Source organism: Sphingomonas sp. R1, from assembly GCF_025960285.1.
Classification (GTDB): Bacteria; Pseudomonadota; Alphaproteobacteria; order Sphingomonadales; family Sphingomonadaceae; genus Sphingomonas.
The window spans coordinates 1,384,307-1,405,132 of the sequence record NZ_CP110111.1; the positions used below are offsets into that span (position 1 = coordinate 1,384,307).

Genomic DNA, 20,826 nt, shown 5'->3' on the forward strand with positions numbered 1-20,826 from the left:
TCGAAGGGTCAGGGTGCGATCTTCGTCACCTTCTGCCCCGCCTCGCTGGTCACCGCGAAGGCCGACACGCCCTCGCCCGCCAGCTTGTTGACGAAGGCCTGCGCCTCGGCGTTGGTCTTGAACGGCCCGGTGACGATGCGATTGGTCGCCTTGAACGGCATCCACCAGCCGCCGCGCGCCTTGAGCAGCTTGGGAGACTTGGCCGCCACGCTCTTCCAGGCGCGATCGACGGTCGATTCGTTCGCGCCGCTCGCGACCTGCACCCAGACACGCTCGGGATCCGTCTTCTTGGGATCGGGCTTCTTCGGCTCGCCCTTCTTACCCTTGAGCGGCTTGGCCTCGATGTCCTCGTCGACCTTGGCGCCCTTTTTCGCGCCGGCCTTGCCGGGCTTGGCGTCGCTATCGTCCTCGGCCTTGGCAGTCTTCTTGAGGCCAGCCTTGCCCGGCTTGGCCTCGACTTCGTCCTCCGTCTTGGCGCCCTTCTTCAGCGCGCCCTTGACCGGCTTGGCGTCTGTCTCGTCTTCGATCCGCGCAGTCTTCTTGGCCACGCCCCGGACCGGCTTGGCCTCCACCGGTTCCTCGTCCTTCACCGGCTTGCGAGCGGCGGGCCTGGCGGGCTTGGCCGCCTCCTCCTCCGCCGGCTTGGCCGCGACAGGCGTCGGACGCGCCGTGTAGGTGTTGATCCAGGGCGGCAGTGCCACCGGACGCGCCGCCGCCTCGCGCTCGCTTGCCGGCACGTCGACATGCGCGATGATCGCGGCGAGCGACTTATCCTCGGCCCCCACCTTCGCGAGGGGCTGCGCAGTGCTCGGCGCAACCGGCGTCGGTGCGCGATAGGTGGGCGCGGGCGTGGGCACGGCGGTCGGTGCCGGATAGCTCGTCGCCGGAGTCGACACCGGCGCGGTTGCTGGTGCGGGTGCGGTCGGGACCGGACGCGCGGGCGGTGTTTCTGCCCGGGCGATCTGGACGGGCGCGGTTCGGGCGGTCGAGCGCCGGCCGCGCGACTCGTCGCGCGCCGGAACCGGCGTCGTGGCAGGCTTCACCGGCTGTGTTTGCGCGACCTGCACCGGCGCACTGGGCGTATAGGCCGGCAGCGACGGTGCCAGCCGCGCATCGGCCAGCCGCGCCGGCGTCGGCGAAAGCTCGCCGAAATGGACCGCGAAGGCGCGGTCGGCGGTGGGCAGCGTCGCCATGCGGCGGAAGAAGGGCACCACGTTCTTGCCCGCGGCGCCCGGCATCATCGTCTCGGCGATCTTCTCGGCACCCGGGATGTCGCCGTTCATCGCCAGGATGAACGCCCGCGCCCGCCACGCGGCACGGTCCTGCGCCCGCAGCAGCGAGTCCAGCTCGCGCTCCGCCTCGGCGCGGCTGCCGCTGATGCCCAGCGACAGCGCATAGCGGCGCACCAGCTCGTCCTCGCGCCGTGTCGCCAGGGCCAGCTTGTAGTCGCGCTGGGCAAGCACCGGCTGGCCGAGCAGATCATAGGCAAGGCCGCGATCGGCGGCAAACTCGCGTACGTCGACGCCCTGCTGTTCCGCCCGCTGGAACAGCCGAAGCGCCTCGCCCGGGCGCTCCTGCCGCACCAACACCGCGGCGCGGTTGCTGGCGATGCGCGGATTGCTCGGCTCGATGCTCTCGGCCCGCTGGAGCAGGGCCAGCGCGCCGGACAGATCACCCAGCCGCGTGCTCAGCCGCGCCGCCGCCAGCAGCGCCTCGACATCGCGCGGGTTCTCGGCAAGCACGCGCATCTGCGTGGCAAGCGCGTCCGCATCCGGGTTGTGCGCCTGGACGATTTCGCCCTGCGCCAGCGCCGGAGACGCGCCGAGGAGAAGCGCCGACGCGAACGCGCCGATGCCGAGATGTTTCTTGCTGATCATGCTGGCCACACTGCTGGCACAGCGGCGCTGAACCGCCGCTGACAAAAGCGCGGGTGGCCGGCGAACCGTGCCACCCGTACGCCAATCTTACTGGTTGTTCTGGCTGCGCAGGAAACGCGGGATATCCAGCGGATCCTTATCCTCGTCTTCGGTCGGCTTTGCGCCCCGCGAGGCGGAGGCCATCCGCTCGAACAGCGTGCCGCCGGTCTTGGGACGCGGACGGGTATCCGCCTCCTCGTCACCACCGGTCAGCCACCGACGACGGCCGGCGGGTGCTTCCGGTGCCGGCGCCGCAGCCGGGGCAGGTGCGGGCGTCGGGACCAGCGCCTCGGTGCCGAGCAGCAGCTCGTCCGACGGCGGAGCCGGCGGGGTCGGCTCGGGTGCCGGAGCAGCCGCTACCGGCTCGGGCGCGGAGACGGTCGGGGCCGGCGCTTCTTCGACCACGGGGGCAGGAGCGACCGGCTCAGGCGCAGCGGCAGCGACCGGCGCGGGCGCGGGTACCGGCTCCGTCGACGGCGCAGCGGTGGTGCGGCGCGGGGTGGAGAAGGAGAAGACGCGCGGCTGTTCCGCCGGGGCGGCCGGGCGATTCTCGACATTGGCGTCGATGCCGGTGGCGACCACCGACACGCGGATGCGACCTTCCAGCTCCGGATTGAACGCCGAACCCCAGATGATGTTCGCGTCCGGGTCGACCAGCTCGCGGATATGGTTGGCGGCCTCGTCCACCTCGAGCAGGCGCATGTCCTCGCCGCCGGTGATCGAGACGATCACGCCCTTGGCGCCGTTCATCGAGACGCCGTCGAGCAGTGGGTTGGCGATCGCCTTCTGGGCGGCGATCAGCGCACGGTCGTCGCCGTCCGCCTCGCCCGTGCCCATCATCGCCTTGCCCATCTCCTGCATCACCGAACGGACGTCGGCGAAGTCGAGGTTGATCAGGCCGGGCATGACCATCAGGTCGGTGATGCCGCGCACGCCCTGCTGCAGCACCTCGTCGGCCATCTCGAACGCTTCCTTGAAGGTCGTGTTCGCATTGGCGATCAGAAACAGGTTCTGGTTCGGGATGACGATGAGGGTGTCGACATACTTCTGCAGTTCCTCGATGCCCGCCTCGGCCGACTGGGCGCGACGCTTGCCTTCGAAGGCGAACGGCTTGGTGACGACACCCACGGTCAGGATGCCCATGTCGCGCGCCGCCTTGGCGATCACCGGCGCCGCACCCGTGCCGGTGCCGCCGCCCATGCCGGCGGCGATAAAGCACATATGCGCGCCTTCGAGCGACTGCTGGACCTGCTCGATCGTCTCCTCGGCCGCTGCACGGCCGATCTCGGGCCGCGATCCGGCGCCCAGACCCTGCGTGATCTTTGCGCCCAGCTGAATACGCTGGGGGGCGACCGACTGCTTGAGGGCCTGCGCATCGGTGTTGGCGACCAGGAACTCGACGCCCTGCACCTCGGCGCGGATCATGTTGGCGATGGCGTTTCCGCCGGCGCCACCAACCCCGATCACCGCGATCTTCGGCGTCAGTTCGTCCACGTCGGGCGGAAGGAAATCGATACTCATTCTATGGTCTCCCGTGGCAGCGCCTCGCACGCGCTGCGCAACCTGATATTCTGTGATGCACGAACCGGAGCGACGACTCTAGCCGATATCACCCCGCCGGACTCTTTTCCTTAATAATTCGCCCGGAATGCCGCGATCAACCGCTGGAACAGCGCGCCCGGGCTCGCCCGTGTCACCAGCTGGTGCCGGCTCGGCTCCAGCGTGCGCAGGTCGATCGGGTCCGCCGCGGCGAACTGGGTGAGTCCCGCCAGCGTCGAGAAGGCGGGGCCGGCATGCGCATTGGGCATGGCGAGCAGTCCGCGCGGGCGCCCGACCCGCACCGCGTTGCCCAGCGCCTGCTGCGCATAGTCGGCGATGCCCGCGAGTTCCGCGCCGCCGCCGGTCAGCACGATCTGGCGACCCACCGGCTCCTGGAAATTGAGCTTCTTCAGCTCCTTCTGGATCTCGGCAACGATGCGTTCCAACCGCTGACGGATGACGGTGTTGAGCGCCGCCTTGGTGATGCGCGGTCCTTCCACGCCGTCCTCGGTGGTTGCCGGCACCACGTCGATCGTCTCGCGATTGTCGCGCGGGGAGAGGTTGGCCGAGCCGTGGAAGCACTTGGTCCGCTCCGCCCAGGCGCGCGCGGTGCCGAACGCGGCGGCGATGTCGTCGGTGATGTCGGCCGATCCCATCGGGATCGAGGCCAGCCCCGCCAGCACGCCTTGCGCGAAAACGGACACATTGGTGACGCCCGCGCCGATCTCGACCAGCGCCACGCCCAGCTCGCGCTCCTCCTCGGTGAGGCAGGCAAGCCCCGTCGCCACCGGGGCGGCGATGATCGACCGCACCTCCAGATGCGCCGAGCGGACGCAGAGGTCGAGGTTGCGCACCGGCGATCCCTCGGTGGTCACGACATGCACGTCGACCCCCAGCCGATCGGCATGCAGCCCCAGCGGCCGCTTGACGCCGCCAAGCCCGTCCACCGTGTAGCGGGTCGGCTGCGCGTGGAGCACCATCCGCCCCTGCGGATCGATCGCCCCGCGACCCGCCTTCAGGAGATCATCGATATCCGCCTGCTCGACGCGGTGGCCGCCCAGATCCGCCTCGACCTTGACGACGCTGGAGACCAGCCCGCCAGCCGAGAAACTGACCCAGACATCCTCGATGTTGAAGCCGGCGATCCGTTCGGCCTGCTCCACCGCCTCGCGGATCGCGATTTCAGTCGCGTGCATGTCGGCGACATAGCCGCGCTTGACGCCCCGGCTCTCGCGCTGGCCGGTGCCGAGCACGATCAGATTGCCCTCGTCGGTCCGCTGCGCAATCAGCGCCGAGACCTTCGACGAGCCCACGTCGAGTGCGGTGATCAACCCCTCGGGCGCTACTTTCGCCATCAGCCTTCCCCCGTGCCGGTGCCCGCCGGCGGTGTCGTTGTGGTCGGTATCGTCGTTGTCGTCCCCGGGGCGCCCGGTGCTGCCGGCGCCGTGGAAACCGGCGGCGGCGGCTCGATCACGCCCTGTCTGCGCACAACCAACTTGTTTGGAACGCGCATGTCAAATCCGACATAGCCGCGGCCCAGCAGGCGCTGCGTGCCGTCGATCGCCACGAACTTGCGCAGCGACGCCACCGCCTCGTCCTCGCCCTCGGGCAGCTGGAGCTTCTCGCCCGAGGTGAAATACACGTCCCAGCGGCGATTGCCGACCCAGCTCATCGCCTTGACGAGCGGGCGGAGCGTGGGCTGCGTCTCCAGCAGATGCTTGCGTGCGGCTTCCTGGGTGTTGGCGCCCTCGCCGATCAGCAGCGGCAGCTCGGGCATCGCCTCGGGCGAAACCGGCTCCAGCGCGACGCCCGAGGGATCGATCAGCATCAGCTGGCCATGGTTCTGCCAGACCGCCGCGGGGGTCCGCTCCTCGATCGCGATGTGCAGCGTGCCCGGCAGCCGGCGCGAGACGCGCGCGTCCTTCACCCAGGGGAAGGTCAGCAGCTTGGCGCGCACCTCGGCGAGATTGACCAGCGGCATGGCGCGCGAATTCTGGTCGAGCACCTGATCGTAGACGGTCGCGCGGTCCATCCGCTTGAGCCCGTCGATCTGGATCTCGTCGACCTTGAGGCCGGCATCGCCCACCGCCTGCGCGATGCCGACGCCGATCATCTGCGGCACGCCCGCGAGGATGCCGATGGTCAGCACCACCGCACCGACCGCGCCGACGATGCTCCAGGTGGTGATCTTGTGGAGCGTCTCCGGGCTCAGCGGAATGCCCGCAATCGCCTGGTCGAGCACGCCCGCCCGCTGCGGCCGGCGTGCGGTGCCGCGCGGCTTCGGCTTCTCGCCGCGCCGGGTGGTCGCGCGCTGCGCCTGGGCGGGCCTGCGGCTCACAATGCCTCCTCGACGATCCGTTGCACCAGGCTAGCATAGTCGATGCCGAGATGGCGCGCCTGTTCGGGCACCAGGCTGAGCGGGGTCATGCCGGGCTGAGTGTTGACCTCGAGCAGGAACAGCCCGTCGACGCCCTGATTGTCGTCCCAGCGGAAATCGGCGCGCGAGGCGCCCTTGCAGCCGAGCAGCCGGTGCGCGTCGAGCGCGATCCGCTTGCATGCCTCGGCCACGTCGTCGGGGATCTGCGCCGGGAAGACGTGTTCGGTCAGCCCGTCCGTGTATTTGGACTCGTAATCGTAGAAGCCGCTTTTCGGCTTGAGCTCGGTCACGCCCAGCGCCTGATCGCCCAGCACTGCGGTGGTCAGCTCGCGCCCGCGGATGAAGGGCTCGGCGAGCAGTTCCTCGAACTCCTGCCACGGGCCGCGCGCATCCGGGTGGATCGGGTTGCCGACATTGCTTTCGGCGGTGACGATCGCCACGCCCACCGACGAGCCCTCATTGACCGGCTTCAGCACATAGGGACGCGGCAGCGGGTCCTGCCGGTACAGCTCCTCGCGCGACACCATCCGGCCGCCGGGCATCGGGATGCCGTGCGGCACCAGCGCCTGCTTGGTCAGCTGCTTGTCGATCGCGATGACCGAGGTGACCATGCCGCTATGCGTGTAGCGGATGCCCATCAGGTCGAGCATGCCCTGCACGCTGCCATCCTCACCGGGGGTGCCGTGCAGGGCGTTGAACACCACGTCCGGCTTGGCCTCGGCCAGCTTGGCGGCGACGTCGCGGTCCATGTCGATCCGGGTGACGCGGTGGCCGAGGCTCTCCAGCGCTTCCGCGACGCCGCTACCCGACATCAGCGACACCTCGCGCTCGGCCGACCAGCCGCCCATCAATACGGCGATGTGGAGGGATTGGACGGTCATGCTTTGAAACTCTCTGAACTAAGCGGCAGCTGCAGCGCGCGAACCTCGTCGGAGGCATCCTCGTCCCAGGGGAACAAGCCATCCTGCGCGCCGGGCCAGACGATCTGATAGGCTGTGTCCATGGCTTCGCCGGTTGTATGGCGGCAGAACCACATGGCCGAATTGAAATAGTCGGGGATGATGTTGCCGGGCGCAACACGCTCCAGCACGCAATCATGCCCTGCCAGCAGGTCGGAGACAGCAAGGCCATCTTCCATCTGCAGGCCATCGCGGCACTGACGATAGATCGCGTTGATCATCGCAGCGACGAGTTCGCTCGAAAGGCCGAAGACAATCACTTCGGGCTGGCCGATCGTCTCTGGAAAGCCCACGGAATAGCCGAACGGCGGCTGTTCGCCCTCCGGGTCCGCCACATAATTGATGTGGCAGCCGTGATCGCGCACATTGTCGAGGATCCGGCGCTCGTAATCGTTGAGGTCGCGGCTCACTTCGCCACTCCCACGCGCTGAATCTCCCACGCCAGTTCAACGCCCGACTGCGCCTTCACGCGCGCACGGACGTCCTCGCCCAGCGCCTCGATATCGGCGCTGCTCGCTTCCCCCAGGTTGAGGAGGAAGTTGCAATGCTTCTCGCTGACCTGCGCGTCGCCGCGGCGCAGGCCCCGGCAGCCGGCCGCGTCGACCAGCGCCCAGGCCTTGTGGCCCTCGGGATTCTTGAAGGTCGAGCCGCCCGTCTTCGAGCGCAGCGGCTGCGATTCCTCGCGCGCGGCGGCGATGCGGTCCATTTCGGCCTGGATCGCGTCCGAAGGCTTGGGGAAGCCGCGGAAGGTGGCGCTGACCACGATCGCGCCCTCGGGCAGGTTGCTGTGGCGATAGGTATAGCCGAGATCGGCATTGGCCAGCACGCGCCGCTCGCCCGAGCGGAGCACGACCTCGCATTCGACGAGGATGTCGCAGGTCTCGCGGCCATAGGCGCCGCCGTTCATCCGCACGAAGCCGCCGACCGTGCCGGGGATCGAGCGCAAAAACTCCACGCCGCCAATGCCCCAGTCGCGCGCCTTGGAGGAGACGAGGATGCCCGAGGCGCCGCCGCCGCAGCGCAAGGTGGTTTCGTCGAGTTGCTCGACCGACGCGAAGGCCTTGCCGAGCCGGATCACGACGCCCGGCACGCCGCCGTCGCGGACGATCATGTTCGAGCCGAGGCCGAGGCCCATCACCGGTATGGCGGGATCGAGCGCGGCGAGGAAGCCGGAGAGGTCGTCGGCATCGGCCGGCTCGAACAGCCACTCCGCCGCGCCGCCGCTCTTGAACCACACGAGCGGCGCAAGCGGGGCGTTCGGCGTAAGCTTGCCGCGGACCTCGGGTATGCTCACGCGTCCCCCCGCGCAGCCGCGATCGCCGGTGCCAGGCCGGCCGCCCACTTCGTGATGTCGCCGGCGCCCAGGCACACGACCATGTCACCTTCGCGCACCACGCCCCCCAGCGCATGCGCCAGTGCCGTCGCGTCCGTCGTCGCCGCCACGGCACGGTGCCCGCGATGCGAGATCTGCTCGACCAGGGCATCGGCATGGACGCCCTCGATCGGCGCCTCGCCCGCCGGATAGACGGGCGCCACATACACCATGTCGGCGTCGTTGAAGGCCTGGGCGAACTCGTCCATCAGATTGCCCAGCCGCGAATAGCGGTGCGGCTGCACCACCGCGATGACCCGGCCGCGCGTGCTCTCGCGCGCCGCCGCCAGCACCGCGCGGATCTCGACCGGGTGGTGGCCGTAATCGTCGATGATCGCGGCACCTGCGACCTCGCCCACCTTGGTGAAGCGCCGCTTGACCCCGCCGAACTTGGCGAAACCCTGCTGGATCGTCGCATCGGGAATGCCCAGCTCCAGCGCCACGCCGATCGCGGCGAGCGCGTTCTGGACATTGTGGCGGCCGGGCATCGGCAGTTCGATATTCTCGATCGAGCGGGTCGAGCCGTCGCGATTGCGGATGATTGCCTCGAACCGATTGCCGCCGGCATGCGGCGTGACGTTCACGCCCCGCACATCGGCGCTCGCCGCAAAGCCATAGGTCACGATCCGCCGGTCACGGACGCGCGGGATGATCGCCTGCACTTCGGGATGATCGAGGCACAGCAGCGCCGCACCGTAGAAGGGCACGTTCTCGACGAACTCGACGAACGCCGCCTTCACCTTCTCGAACGAGCCATAATGGTCGAGATGCTCGGGATCGATGTTGGTCACGATCGCGAAGGTGCCGTCGAGCCGCAGGAAGCTGCCGTCGCTCTCATCCGCCTCGACGACCATCCAGTCGCCCTCGCCCAGCCGGGCATTCGAGCCGTACTGGTTGATGATCCCGCCGTTGATCACGGTCGGGTCCACCCCGCCGGCATCGAGGATTGCCGCGACCATTGAGGTGGTCGTCGTCTTGCCGTGGGTGCCCGCCACCGCGATGGTGGACTTGAGCCGCATCAGCTCGGCGAGCATTTCGGCGCGCCGCACCACGGGAATGCGGTTCTGATAGGCGGCTTCCACCTCGGGGTTGGTCCGCACGATCGCGGTGGAGACCACCACCACGGCGGCGTCCCCCAGATTCTCGGCGGCATGGCCGATCGTCACCGGAATGCCGCGGTCGCGCAGGCCCTGCACGACGTAGGAGTCCGCCACGTCCGAGCCCTGCACCTTGTAGCCGAGGTTATGCATCACCTCGGCGATGCCCGACATGCCGATGCCGCCGATGCCGACGAAGTGAATGGTACCGATGTCGGTGGCGACGCCCTTCATGCGTAAGCTGGCCTTCCGTTGCTTGCCTTCTGCACCTTGCCCACCGGGGCCTTGGGTGCGTGAATCGATTCGACGAGATCCGCCAGGTCGCGCACCGCGTCGGGGCGCCCGACGCCGCGCGCCCGTGCCGCCGCATTCTCCAGCGCCTTGGTGTCGAGCCCCAGCTTCTGCATCTGCTTGGCGAGCTCGGGCGCGGTGAAGGCGCGCTGCGGGATGGTCCGCGCACCGCCGGCCTCGGTGATCTCGCGGGCATTGGCGGTCTGGTGGTCGTCCGTCGCGCTGGGCAGCGGCACCAGGATCGCGGGGCGCCCGGCGGCGGTCAGCTCGGCGATGGTCGAGGCCCCTGCCCGCGCGATCACCAGATGCGCCCAGGCGAGCCGCTCGGGCATATCGGGCAGATAGGTCGCGACCTCTGCGGGGATCTCGTGTTCCTGGTACTTGGCGCGGACCATCTCGATGTCCTCGATGCGCGCCTGGTGCGTCACCTGCAGCCGGCGGCGGAAATGCACCGGCAGCAGCGCGAGGCCGTCGGGCACCACCTGGCTGAGGATCGACGCGCCCTGGCTGCCGCCGGTGACCAGCACGCGGAACAGTCCGTCTTCCTCGAGCATCGGATAGGGCTTGGCGCGCAGGGCCAGCACCGCCTCGCGCACCGGATTGCCGGTCAGGTGGGTCTTGGCCTCCCAGCCGGGCTTCATCCGCTCGACCTTGTCATAGGAGGTGGCGATCGCCGCCACCCGGCCTGCGACCAGCCGGTTGACCCGGCCCAGCACCGCATTCTGCTCGTGGATGACCGTGGGAATGCGCGCGCTGAACGCCGCCATCAGCGCCGGGAAGGCCGGATAGCCCCCGAAGCCGATCACCGCGGCGGGGCGCAACTGCTTGTAGAGCTTGCGCGCCATCGCCCGGCCGGCCAGCATCTGCCGCGCCGCCTTGAGATAGCCGATCGGCCCGCCGCCCAGTCGCCCGGCGGGAAGCACATGCGTCTCGACGCCCTCGAACAGGCCCGGAAAGCGCACACCGCGCTCATCGCTGACCAGCGCCACCTGATGCCCGCGCCGTGCGAGCTCCACCGCCAAGGCAGCCGCGGGCACCATGTGCCCGCCGGTGCCACCGGCAGCGAGGACGTAACTACGGCGTTCGGTCATGCGGCTTTGCTCCAGCGGCCGGTATAGGGAGACCGCTTCAGATACGGGTTTCGGCGCGTGAAAGCGAGCAGCAGGCCATAGCCGATCGACAGCGCGATCATCGACGAGCCGCCATAGCTGATGAACGGCAGCGTCATCCCCTTGGAGGGCGCGATGCCGGTGTTCACCGCCATGTTAATCAGCGCCTGCACGCCGAACTGCGAGGCCAGCCCCGCCGCCGCCAGCAGCCGGAACGGATCCTCCTCGTCGAGCAGCTTCATCAGCACGCGGACGACGATGGCGAGATAGAGCAGCACGATCACCGCACAGGCAATCAGCCCGAACTCCTCGCCGATCACCGAGAAGATGTAATCGGTATGCGCCTCGGGCAGGCGGAACTTGATCTGGCCGCTGCCGGGTCCTGCACCGAACAGCCCGCCGGCGCTCAGCGTGTCGTGGGCCATTTCGACCTGATAGCGATCGGCGAGGGCTGCTTCCTTGGTGGGGAACAGGAAATTGTCGATGCGGGTGCGTGCGGTGCCGTAGAACAGGTATGCCGCAACCACGCCGCCGATCGCGACCCCGCCCAGCCCGGCGATGGCGGCGGGCGAGATGCCGGAGAGCATCAGCAGGATCACCCACACGGCGGAGAACAGGATCGTCTGGCCGAAGTCCGGCTGAAGCATCAGCAGCACCGCGATCAGCGCGGTGATCGCGCCGGTGACGATCATCACCGGCAGCTCGGGATCCTTGGCGCGGAACGAGAGGATCCAGGCGGTGGACACGATGAACATGGGCTTGAGGAATTCGGACGGCTGCAGGTCCGAAATGCCGAGGCTGATCCAGCGCTTGGCGCCGTTCACCTCATGCCCGATGATCGGCAGCAGCATCATCAGCCCGAGGAACACCACCGCGCCGGCCAGCGACAGCCGCCGCGCCGCCGAGGTCGGCAGCATCGAGACGATCACCAGCACCGGCACGCAGATGCACACCCACATCAGCTGGCGCCAGAAATAGTACATCGGCTGCACGATGTGCGCCGCGTCGGAGTAGCGCCGCGCGGTGGCGGGCGAGGCTGCGGCCACCGCCACCAGTCCGATCGCGATCAGGAACAGGGGGAGGAACAGCAGCACGCGGTCCACTTCCCAGAACCACATGCCCGCGCGCGACTTGCTGGCGCGGCTGAGCTGGTTGGAGATGCGCGGTAGGCCGCCCTGCTTTTCGTCCGCGTCTCCCGGCTGGCGGCTCACCCGAGCGACTCCACCGCGACACGGAAGGCATCGCCGCGCGCCTCGAAGTCGCGGAACTGGTCGAACGAGGCGCAGGCGGGAGAAAGCAGCACTGCCTCGCCCGGCTTGGCTTGGGCGGCGGCGGCGCGGACGGCGGCCTCCAGCGTGCCCGACTGTTCGACAGGCATTTCGCCCTCCAGCAAGCCTGCGAACAACGGGCCTGCCTCGCCAATCGTGTAGGCGCGAACGACATGGCCGAAGCCGGGGCGGCAGGCCTCCAGGCTGTCGGTCTTGGCGACGCCGCCGAGGATCCAGTGGATGCGTGGGAAGGCCGCGAGCGCCGGCGCGGTCGATTCCGGGTTGGTCGCCTTGCTGTCGTTGACGAACAGCACGCCGCTCCGCGTCGCGATCCGCTCCATCCGGTGCGGCAGGCCCGGGAAGCTCTCCAGCCCCCGGTCGATCGCGGCACGGTCGATGCCGAGCGCTTCGCAGGCGGCGATGGCGGCGAGCGCGTTCTGCGCGTTGTGCGGGCCCTGCAGCGCGGGCCAGCGCGACTGGTCCATGCAGACGCCCGGCGCGATCTTGGTCACGTCCTCGCTACGACCGGACAGCGCCACCTGACGGGCGATGTTGGCCGAGGCAGCATCGCCGATGCCGATGATCGCGGCATGGCCCTTGCTCTGCATCGCAAACAGCCGCGCCTTGGAGGCGGCATAGCCCTCGAACCCGTCATAGCGGTCGAGATGGTCGGGGGTGATGTTGAGCAGCACCGCGACGTCGCAGTCGAGGCTGTGGGTCAGGTCGATCTGGTAGCTCGACAGCTCCAGCACATAGACGCCGCCCTCCGGCAGCGGCTTCTGCCCGAGGATCGGCAGCCCGATATTGCCGCCGAGGCGCGCGGGCACGCCCGCCGTCTCGATGATGTGGTGGATCAGCGCGGTGGTGGTCGACTTGCCGTTGGTGCCGGTGATGCCGACCACGCGGTGCGCCGGCAGATCGGCGCGCGCCTGCGCGAACAGCTCGATGTCCCCGATTAGCGGCACGCCCGTTTCGCGCGCGACAGCCGCCAGCGGATGCCGATTGAGCGGAACGCCCGGCGAGAACACGAAGCCGTCCGCTTCGATCTCAGTCCAGTCGGCGAAGTCATCGACGAACAGGCGCTCGGCCTCCCCGGCACTCTTTTGCACGGCTTGCCGCGCCGCCTCGTTCGCATCCCACGCCAGCACTTCCGCCCCGCTCGCCACCAGCGCGCGCACGGTCGCAGCACCCGAGCGGGCGAGCCCGAGCACTGCGAAGCGTTTGCCGCGCCAGGCGGGGCTGGTGATCACCGCAGCTTGAGCGTCGCGAGGCCGGCCAGCGCCAGCACGAAGGCGATGATCCAGAAGCGGATCACCACCGTCGGCTCCGACCAGCCGAGCTGTTCGAAATGATGGTGGATCGGCGCCATGCGGAACACGCGCTTGCCGGTGCGCTTGAAGAAGAACACCTGGATGATGACGCTCAGCGCCTCCATCACGAACAGGCCGCCGATGATGCCGAGCACCAGCTCATGGTGGGTGGTGACGGCAATCGTGCCGATCGCCCCGCCCAGCGCCAGGCTGCCGGTATCGCCCATGAACACCGCTGCCGGCGGCGCATTGAACCACAGGAAGGCCAGCCCCGCCCCGATCATCGCGCCGCAGAAGATGGCGAGGTCGCCCGCGCCCGGCACGTGCGGGATGCCGAGATACGTCGCGTAGATCTTGTTGCCGGCGAGGTACGCGATCAGCATGAACGCCATGCCCGCGATCACCACCGGCATCGTCGCCAGCCCGTCGAGCCCGTCGGTGAGGTTCACCGCATTGCCGAACGCCACGATCGTGAACGCCGCAAAGGCGATGTAGAAATAGCCGAGATTGGGATGCACCCAGCTGAAGAAGGGCACGTAGAGCTGGGTATTGCCCTCGGCAAAAATGATGATCGCGCTGGCGATGCCGGCGATCAGGAACTCGCCGAGCAGCCGCACCCTGCCGGAAACGCCGGCGGTCTTCTGCTTCCGCACCTTGTCGTAATCGTCAAGGAAACCGATCATGCCGAAGCCGAGCGTCACGAACATGCACGCCCACACATAGGCGTTGCGCAGGTCCATCCAGATCAGCAGCGACAAGGTCAGGCTGGTCAGGATCATCAGCCCGCCCATCGTCGGCGTGCCGCGCTTGGCGAGGTGGCTCTGCGGACCGTCGGTGCGGATCGGCTGCCCCTTGCCCTGGCGCAGCCGCAGCCAGCCGATGAACTTGGGCCCCACCAGCAGCCCGATCAGCAGCGCGGTCGCCACCGCCCCGCCGGTGCGGAACGAGAGATACCGGAACAGATTGAGGACGCCGGGGAAGCCCAGCTGCTCCGCGATCAGATAGAGCATGTTTGCCTTTCCGCCAGCGCCGCGACGATCGTCGCCAGCCGCACGCCGTTCGACCCTTTGATGAGAACCGCGTCGCCCGGCGCGAGCGTCGATTCGAGCTCGGCCTTCGCAGCTGCGGCATCGGCCACATGGACGAAATCCAGCCGCCCCTCAAGCGCAGCCGCCAACGGCGCCATCGCTTCGCCCACCAAAATGGCACGGCTCACCCCGGCCTCCGCGATCGGATCGGCGAGTTCGGCGTGGAGGGCATGCGCATGCGTGCCCAGCTCGCGCATCTCGCCGAGCACCGCGATCCTGCGGCCGTCTTCGGCGGCGAGCACCTTGAGCGTCGCGCGCATCGAGCTGGGATTGGCGTTGTAGCTCTCGTCGATCACCAGCGCGGTGCCGTCGCCCACCGGCACGGTCATCCGCGCGCCGCGCCCGGCAAGGCCGCCGAGTTCGGCCAGCGCGAGGCCGGCGACTTCGAGGTCGCCGCCCACCGCATCGACTGCGGCGAGGATCGCCATCGCGTTGGAGACCCAGTGGTCGCCCGGCTGGGAAATGGTGAAGCTGAGTTCGCGGTCGCCGAACCGCGCCATCACAAAGGTGCCGCCACTCCGGGCACGCATCGTCTCGACCGCCCGGTAATCGGCCCCTTCCCCAAGGCCGAAGGTGACGATCTTCGCGGCATAGGGCCGCGCGGCATCGAGCAGCCTGTCGCGATAGGGGCTGTCGAACGGCACGATCGCGGTACCGCCGGGCTCCAGCCCCTGGAAGATCTCGCCCTTGGCATCCGCGATCTTCTCGACGCTGTCGAAGAAGCCGAGATGCGCAGGCGCGATGGCGGTGACGATGGCGACATGCGGCCGCACCAGCCGGGTCAGCTGGGCGAGTTCGCCGGCATGGTTCATGCCCATCTCGAACACGCCGTAGCGCGCCTCGCGGGGCATGCGCGCGAGGCTCAGCGGCACGCCGGTATGGTTGTTGTAGCTCTTTACCGATCGGTGCGCGGTGCCGGGATCGATGCGGTCGAGCGCAGCGAACAGCGCCTCCTTGGTGCCGGTCTTGCCCACCGAGCCCGTGACGCCGATGATCCTCGCGGCCGAACGCGCGCGCGACGCGGCGCCAAGCGCATTCAGCGCGGCAGTGGTGTCCGCCACCTGGACGCTGGGATGCGCGGTCGCATCGGAAACCACCGCACCGGCCGCCCCTTGCCCAAAGGCCTGGTCGAGGAAGCGATGCCCGTCGGTGCTCTCGCCCTTGAGGGCGAGAAACAGGTCGCCGGGGCCGACCTCGCGGGAATCGAAGGCGACACCGGAGACCGTGAAGTCGGCGGAGGCGGTGCCCTGCGTGGCGGCGGCGATGTCGTCCGAGGTCCAAAGCTTGGAAGTCACGCCGCGCACTCCCTTGCGACGGTTACGTCATCGAACGGCAGCACCATCTCGCCGACGATCTGGCCCTGCTCATGCCCCTTGCCGGCGACCAGCACGATATCGTGCGGCGCGGCCATCGCGATCGCCGCCGCGATCGCCGCGCGGCGGTCGCCGATCTCGGTCGCCTCCGGCGCGCCCTTCAGAATCGCGCGGCGGATCTCGGCCGGTTCCTCGGTGCGCGGATTGTCGTCGGTGACGATCGCCACATCGGCGCCCGCAGCCGCCACCTGCCCCATCAGTTCGCGCTTGCCCGGATCGCGGTCGCCACCGGCGCCGAACACCAGGATCAACCGACCCTCGGTGTGCGGCTTGAGCGCGGCGATCGCCGCCTCCAGCGCATCGGAGGTATGGGCATAATCGACATAGACCGGCGCGCCATTGGCGGCGATCACCGCGCGCTCCAGCCGCCCGCGCACCGGCTGCAGTCGCGCGCAGTTCGCCAGAGTCGCAGCCACGTTCCCGCCAGTGGCGATCACCAGCCCGGCGGCGGTCAGCGCGTTCGCGGCCTGGTAGGCGCCGATCAGCGGCAGCTTGACGATGTGGACATTGTCCTCCGCCTCGATCTCCAGCGTCTGGCCGAGCAGCGAGGGCGTCCGCGCCACCAGCCGCAGCGTCTTGCCGTGTTCGCCCACCGTGATCAGCCGGTTGCCGCGCATCCGGGCAAGGTCCTCGACCTGCGGGCTGTGCGGATCATCGGCCCACACCACCGCCGTGCCGTCCTCAGCCAGCACCTCGGCGAAAAGGCGCATCTTGGCGGTGAAATAGGTCGCCATGTCGCCGTGATAGTCGAGATGGTCGCGGCTGAGATTGGTGAACGCCGCCGCGCGTACCGGCAGCCCCTCGGTACGGTATTGCGACAGCCCGTGCGAGGATGCCTCGAAGGCGACATGCGTCACGCCCTCGCGCGCGAGGCCCGCGACGTTCGACAGGAAGGTGACGATGTCCGGCGTGGTCAGGCCGGTCGAGACGCGCTCGTCGGCGGTGGTCACCCCCAGCGTGCCGATGGAAGCGGCGTGGAAGCCCGCCATCCGCCACAGCTGGCGGGTCATCTCCACGATGGACGTCTTGCCGTTGGTCCCGGTCACCGCTGCCGTCGTTCCCGGGAACGGCGCGAAGAACTGCGCCGCGAGGCCCGCGAAGCGCTGGCGCGGATTGGTATCGGCGATGTGCACCGCGCCCTCGACCTTGGCCTCGGGCCGCGCGACCACCGCGATCGCCCCCGCCTGCACGGCCGCGGGGATATAGTCCTCGCCGTTGACCTTCGCGCCTTCGAACGCGCCGAAGATCGTGCCCGGCGCCACCTTGCGATGGTCGATCGCGAAGCCGGTGACGATGGCGTCGTCCCCGCTGCCGATCAGTTGGCCCAGTCTCATTCGGTTCCCGCTCCCGGCTCCGGCGAACGATCGACCAGCGGCAGCAGTCCGCTTTCGTCGATGTCCTTGGCGTTGTCGGGCGCGATGCCCAGAAGGGCGCCGGTCCGCGCGATCACGCGCGAGACGACCGGCGCGACGGTCCAGGCCGCGGTGGTGCGCGGCGTCGTGGCATTGGCCTTGGGCGAGTCGAGCATGGCCACCACCACATAGCGCGGCGCGTCGGCGGGAAAAGCCGCCGCGAAGGTGGAGACGTTGCGATGATGGTCATAGCCGCCCTCGCTCGCGGCCTCCGCGGTGCCGGTCTTGCCCGCGACCCGGTAGCCCGGCGCCTCGCCCTTGCGGCCGGTGCCCTTGAGCACGATCAGGCGGAGTAACTGACGCATCCGGTAGCTGGTCGCTTCCTGGAAGATCCGCCGGCCCTGCACCGGATGTTCGGCATCCACCTTCATCAGCGTCGCCGGATGCCAGATCCCGCCATTGACCAGCGCCGCATAGGCGGCGGCAAGGTGCAGCGGCGTCACCGCGATGCCATGGCCATAGGCGGTGGTCATCACCGTGATCCGCCCCCAGTTGGCCGGCCAGAGCGGACGCACCGCGCCGATTTCGATGCTCGGCCGCTGGTCGAACCCGAGCCTGCGGAAGATGTCCTGCATCTTCTCCGCGCCCAGTTCGTCGGCGATGCGCGCGGTGGCGATGTTGGACGAGTAGATCAGCGTCTCCGGGATGTTCAGCCAGCGAAACTGCTCGTCGCCCGGATCGTCATGAATGGTGAAGCGGCCGACCTTCATCGGCACGGTGGCATCGAACCGCCGCGACATCGAGGTGATGGTGCCGGAATCGATCGCCGCGGCAACCGCGATCGGCTTGAAGGTGGAACCCAGCTCATAGACGCTCTGGGTCACGTTGTTGCGCGGCGGCGGGCCGCCAAGCTGGTTGGGGTTGAAGCTGGGCAGCGACGTCATCGCGACGACCTCGCCGGTATTCACGTCCAGCACGACGCCTGCGGCGCCCCGCGCCTGCAGATCCGCCATCGCGCGGCCCAGCTCGCTCTCCAGCGCTGCCTGCACCCGTGCGTCGAGCGACAGGGTGACGGGCTTGCCCCGCTGCGCCGGATCGGTCAGCCGCGGCTCCAGCACCTTTTCCATGCCGGTGACGCCGCGGCCCTTGTCGTCCAGATAGCCGAGCACGTGCGCGGCCATGTCCGACTGGGGATAGAGGCGGTCGGTCTCGCGCTGGAACTCGATCGCCGGCTCGCCCAGCGCGTTCATCTGGTTGACGAGTTCGGGGAGCGCCCGGCGCTTGAGGAAGGCGAAGCCGCTGCCGCTGTGCAGCAGCGCATAATATTGGGCCTGGCTGCGCTCGGGGATCAGCTCGGCCAGCTTCTGCGCCAGCGCAGCCTTGTCGCCGATCACCTGATTGGGGTGGATCGCGATCGTCCAGGCATCGATGCTGCGCGCGAGCGGCGTGCCGTTGCGGTCGACGATGTCGCCGCGCGCCGGCACCAGTGCGTTGGACAGGTCCCGCGGCGTTGCCGGGCCGGCCGACAGCGCCAGAAAGGCGAGCTTGCCCAAAATGGCCAGCACGCCCGCGCCGAACAGGATGGTAAGCACCATCAGCCGCAACTGCGCGACGGCGACGAGCGCCTCGCGCCCGCCGCCCGAACCGCGCGCCCGCGCCGGGGGGGCGACGACGACGATCATCGCTGCGCCGTCTGCTCGCGCTTGGCCACCCGGCGCAGATCGCTGATCGTGGCTGCGCTCAGCAGCGGCCGATCCGGCTTGGCGAGCCGTGCCTTGTCCACCTTCTGCATCAGCTTGCCAAGATCCTCTTCAGGCTTGCTGTCCCGCGCGGCGACGCGCACCACCGTGGCGGCCGCCGCCTTGGCCGCCGGCAGCGTGACCGGCGCGGCCGAGGCCGTCGCCACGGGCTTGGCCGTCGCAGGCGCCGTCGGCGTCACCGACGCCGTTTCCACCGGGCGGGTGCCGGTCGGGATCACCAGCGCGGCGGTCTGCACCCTCGCGTCGCCGCCCGCCGCCGCCGGGGTCGCGACTGCCGGCTGGTCGAGCGCGGCAAGGCCGCTCGCGCTGGCCAGATATTGCTGCGGCTGCGGCGCGTTCATCGCCAGCACGTCACCGTTCCAGCGCTCGATCTGGGCCATGTTTGCGCGCGTGTCGAACTCGGTCTCCAGCCCGCGAATATCCTTCTGCGCCTGGATGATCGCGACCTGCGTCGCCTTGAGCTTGGCCCGTTCGGCCGCGCCATGCGAGTTCACCATGTAGCAGGTCGGCGCCACGACCGCGACGCACAGGAACCAGCCAAGCCCCCTGAAGCCATAGACTGCCATCACGCCACTCCATCCCCAGCCCACGGCGCCGCGTCGGTCCGCCGCGCCGCGCGCAACGTTGCCGAACGGGCGCGCGGGTTACGCACCAACTCCGCCTCGCCAGGGCGCACGGCCTTGGCGGGCGTCTCAAAACTCGGTTCCGCCCGCGGCCCCACCGCCGGGCGATGCCGCGAACCCGCCGGCGTGCTGCCACTGCGTTCGCGGAAGAAGCGCTTGACCAGCCGGTCCTCGAGGCTGTGGAAGGTCACCACCACCAGCCGGCCGCCGGGCTTCAGCACCCGCTCGGCAGCCGCCAGCACGTCGGTCAGCTCGTCCAGCTCGCGGTTGATGTGGATGCGCACCGCCTGGAAGGTCCGCGTCGCGGGATCCTTCTTGTCGTGCGGGCGATGGCCGAGCGCACGGCGCACCACCGCCGCCAGCTCCGAGGTGCGGGTCAGCGGCCGCGCCTCGACGATGAACTTGGCCACGCGGCGCGCGCGCGGCTCCTCGCCATAGTGGAACAGCACGTCGGCGATCTCGCCCTCGTCGGCGCTGTTGAGCCAGTCTGCCGCACTCATCCCCTCGCCTGCCATGCGCATGTCGAGCGGCCCGTCCTGCTGGAACGAGAAGCCGCGCTCGGCCTGGTCGAGTTGCATCGAGGAAACGCCGATATCGAGTACCACCCCGTCCATCGGCGCGAGGCCGCGTGCGTCGAGCTCTTCGGCCAGTCGGCTGAACGGCGCGTGGACGAGGGTGAGCTTGCCCTCGCGCTCCGCGACCAGCCGCGCGCCATTGGCGATCGCGGTCGGATCGCGGTCGAACGCGACGACGGTCCCGCCAGCGTCGAGCATGGCTCTCGTATAGCCGCCGGCGCCGAACGTGCCGTCGACATGGATCTCGCCCGACTGGATCGCAAGCGCGTCCAGCACCTCATCGAGCAGCACCGGGATATGGGGAGCGTCGGTCACATCGCCCCCTTCTGCTGCATCAGGAACAAGCAGATTTCCTTGATTTCGGGATCGACGGTCTCGCTCGCCAGCAGCTCCTCGGGCGACCAGATCTCGAACGTGTCGCCGCTGCCGAGGAAGAAGGCCCATTTCTGGATCTTGGCCTTGCTGCGGAAGAAGGGCGGCAGCACGAACCGCCCGCTATCGTCGTACGGTGCTTTCTCGACCAAGCCGAAGGCGCGGCGCTTGGGGCGGACGCTAGGCTGCTCGCCACGATCGAGCGCCTGCTGATCGAGCTTGTCGATGCGGTCATATTTGGTGCGCGACCAGCCGGTGTCGTGGGCGGAGAGGCACAAATCCTCCGCATGCACGCCGATCACGATCTGGCGGACCTCGGCATTGCGCTCGGCGGCAGCGCGCAGGTCGGCGGGGATGGCGACGCGACCCTTCTGGTCGACCGCCTGGAGCGCAAATCCTTCGAAGAGCTCCCTGTCTGCCACGCCAAATCCCAAGCCAGGCACGA

18 protein-coding genes are annotated in these 20,826 nt (G+C 69.1%); all 18 read right to left on the reverse strand.

Going from position 1 to position 20,826, the window contains the following annotated elements; translation table 11 throughout:
* Positions 1-8 precede the first annotated feature (8 nt).
* The 18 genes from OIM94_RS06705 to OIM94_RS06790 all read right to left on the reverse strand — a co-directional run bounded on the left by OIM94_RS06705 (position 9) and on the right by OIM94_RS06790 (position 20,803).
* Positions 9-1,877, reverse strand: a complete 1,869-nt coding sequence (locus tag OIM94_RS06705; RefSeq protein ID WP_264609303.1) for an SPOR domain-containing protein — start codon at positions 1,875-1,877, stop codon at positions 9-11.
* Positions 1,878-1,964: 87 nt separating this feature from the next.
* On the reverse strand, positions 1,965-3,437 hold the full coding sequence (ftsZ, locus tag OIM94_RS06710) for a cell division protein FtsZ (protein ID WP_264609304.1): 1,473 nt from the start codon (positions 3,435-3,437) through the stop codon (positions 1,965-1,967).
* A 110-nt stretch (positions 3,438-3,547) separates the two neighbouring features.
* Positions 3,548-4,810 (reverse strand): cell division protein FtsA, encoded by a 1,263-nt coding sequence (ftsA, locus tag OIM94_RS06715; RefSeq protein WP_264609305.1) that lies wholly within the window; start codon positions 4,808-4,810, stop codon positions 3,548-3,550.
* A complete protein-coding gene (locus OIM94_RS06720; protein ID WP_264609306.1) occupies positions 4,810-5,793 on the reverse strand; it encodes a cell division protein FtsQ/DivIB in 984 nt (327 codons plus the stop codon). Before OIM94_RS06720 ends, ftsA begins: the two co-directional genes overlap by 1 nt.
* On the reverse strand, positions 5,790-6,713 hold the full coding sequence (locus OIM94_RS06725) for a D-alanine--D-alanine ligase (protein ID WP_264609307.1): 924 nt from the start codon (positions 6,711-6,713) through the stop codon (positions 5,790-5,792). The genes OIM94_RS06720 and OIM94_RS06725 overlap by 4 nt, the downstream gene beginning before the upstream one ends.
* The gene (locus OIM94_RS06730) at positions 6,710-7,201 is read right to left on the reverse strand and encodes a DUF4262 domain-containing protein (RefSeq protein ID WP_264609308.1); all 492 of its coding nucleotides are present in this window, start codon (positions 7,199-7,201) and stop codon (positions 6,710-6,712) included. The genes OIM94_RS06725 and OIM94_RS06730 overlap by 4 nt, the downstream gene beginning before the upstream one ends.
* A complete protein-coding gene (gene murB, locus OIM94_RS06735) occupies positions 7,198-8,079 on the reverse strand; it encodes a UDP-N-acetylmuramate dehydrogenase (RefSeq protein WP_264609850.1) in 882 nt (293 codons plus the stop codon). The genes OIM94_RS06730 and murB overlap by 4 nt, the downstream gene beginning before the upstream one ends.
* 2 nt (positions 8,080-8,081) lie before the next feature.
* Positions 8,082-9,494, reverse strand: a complete 1,413-nt coding sequence (murC, locus tag OIM94_RS06740; protein WP_264609309.1) for a UDP-N-acetylmuramate--L-alanine ligase — start codon at positions 9,492-9,494, stop codon at positions 8,082-8,084.
* Positions 9,491-10,642, reverse strand: a complete 1,152-nt coding sequence (gene murG, locus OIM94_RS06745) for an undecaprenyldiphospho-muramoylpentapeptide beta-N-acetylglucosaminyltransferase (RefSeq protein ID WP_264609310.1) — start codon at positions 10,640-10,642, stop codon at positions 9,491-9,493. The genes murC and murG overlap by 4 nt, the downstream gene beginning before the upstream one ends.
* On the reverse strand, positions 10,639-11,871 hold the full coding sequence (locus OIM94_RS06750; protein ID WP_264609311.1) for an FtsW/RodA/SpoVE family cell cycle protein: 1,233 nt from the start codon (positions 11,869-11,871) through the stop codon (positions 10,639-10,641). The genes murG and OIM94_RS06750 overlap by 4 nt, the downstream gene beginning before the upstream one ends.
* A complete protein-coding gene (murD, locus tag OIM94_RS06755; RefSeq protein ID WP_264609312.1) occupies positions 11,868-13,178 on the reverse strand; it encodes a UDP-N-acetylmuramoyl-L-alanine--D-glutamate ligase in 1,311 nt (436 codons plus the stop codon). The genes OIM94_RS06750 and murD overlap by 4 nt, the downstream gene beginning before the upstream one ends.
* The gene (gene mraY / locus OIM94_RS06760) at positions 13,175-14,248 is read right to left on the reverse strand and encodes a phospho-N-acetylmuramoyl-pentapeptide-transferase (protein ID WP_264609313.1); all 1,074 of its coding nucleotides are present in this window, start codon (positions 14,246-14,248) and stop codon (positions 13,175-13,177) included. The genes murD and mraY overlap by 4 nt, the downstream gene beginning before the upstream one ends.
* Positions 14,236-15,621: a UDP-N-acetylmuramoyl-tripeptide--D-alanyl-D-alanine ligase gene (locus OIM94_RS06765; RefSeq protein WP_264609314.1), complete on the reverse strand. Its 1,386-nt coding sequence runs from the start codon at positions 15,619-15,621 to the stop codon at positions 14,236-14,238. The genes mraY and OIM94_RS06765 overlap by 13 nt, the downstream gene beginning before the upstream one ends.
* A complete protein-coding gene (locus OIM94_RS06770) occupies positions 15,618-17,033 on the reverse strand; it encodes a UDP-N-acetylmuramoyl-L-alanyl-D-glutamate--2,6-diaminopimelate ligase (protein WP_264609315.1) in 1,416 nt (471 codons plus the stop codon). Before OIM94_RS06770 ends, OIM94_RS06765 begins: the two co-directional genes overlap by 4 nt.
* Positions 17,030-18,733 carry a peptidoglycan D,D-transpeptidase FtsI family protein gene (locus OIM94_RS06775; protein ID WP_264609316.1) on the reverse strand — a complete coding sequence of 568 codons (1,704 nt, stop codon included), beginning with the start codon at positions 18,731-18,733 and terminating at the stop codon, positions 17,030-17,032. Before OIM94_RS06775 ends, OIM94_RS06770 begins: the two co-directional genes overlap by 4 nt.
* On the reverse strand, positions 18,730-19,377 hold the full coding sequence (locus OIM94_RS06780) for a hypothetical protein (protein ID WP_264609317.1): 648 nt from the start codon (positions 19,375-19,377) through the stop codon (positions 18,730-18,732). The genes OIM94_RS06775 and OIM94_RS06780 overlap by 4 nt, the downstream gene beginning before the upstream one ends.
* Positions 19,377-20,324: a 16S rRNA (cytosine(1402)-N(4))-methyltransferase RsmH gene (gene rsmH, locus OIM94_RS06785; protein ID WP_264609318.1), complete on the reverse strand. Its 948-nt coding sequence runs from the start codon at positions 20,322-20,324 to the stop codon at positions 19,377-19,379. Before rsmH ends, OIM94_RS06780 begins: the two co-directional genes overlap by 1 nt.
* A complete protein-coding gene (locus OIM94_RS06790) occupies positions 20,321-20,803 on the reverse strand; it encodes a division/cell wall cluster transcriptional repressor MraZ (protein ID WP_264609319.1) in 483 nt (160 codons plus the stop codon). The genes rsmH and OIM94_RS06790 overlap by 4 nt, the downstream gene beginning before the upstream one ends.
* Positions 20,804-20,826: the final 23 nt, after the last annotated feature.

Coding starts and splice junctions, on each gene's coding strand:
- OIM94_RS06705 (WP_264609303.1), bottom strand. CDS start 1,877: ATGATCAGCAAGAAACATCTCGGCATCGGCGCGTTCGCGTCGGCGCTT.
- ftsZ (WP_264609304.1), bottom strand. CDS start 3,437: ATGAGTATCGATTTCCTTCCGCCCGACGTGGACGAACTGACGCCGAAG.
- ftsA (WP_264609305.1), bottom strand. CDS start 4,810: ATGGCGAAAGTAGCGCCCGAGGGGTTGATCACCGCACTCGACGTGGGC.
- OIM94_RS06725 (WP_264609307.1), bottom strand. CDS start 6,713: ATGACCGTCCAATCCCTCCACATCGCCGTATTGATGGGCGGCTGGTCG.
- murC (WP_264609309.1), bottom strand. CDS start 9,494: ATGAAGGGCGTCGCCACCGACATCGGTACCATTCACTTCGTCGGCATC.
- murG (WP_264609310.1), bottom strand. CDS start 10,642: ATGACCGAACGCCGTAGTTACGTCCTCGCTGCCGGTGGCACCGGCGGG.
- mraY (WP_264609313.1), bottom strand. CDS start 14,248: ATGCTCTATCTGATCGCGGAGCAGCTGGGCTTCCCCGGCGTCCTCAAT.
- OIM94_RS06770 (WP_264609315.1), bottom strand. CDS start 17,033: ATGAGACTGGGCCAACTGATCGGCAGCGGGGACGACGCCATCGTCACC.
- OIM94_RS06775 (WP_264609316.1), bottom strand. CDS start 18,733: ATGATCGTCGTCGTCGCCCCCCCGGCGCGGGCGCGCGGTTCGGGCGGC.
- OIM94_RS06780 (WP_264609317.1), bottom strand. CDS start 19,377: ATGGCAGTCTATGGCTTCAGGGGGCTTGGCTGGTTCCTGTGCGTCGCG.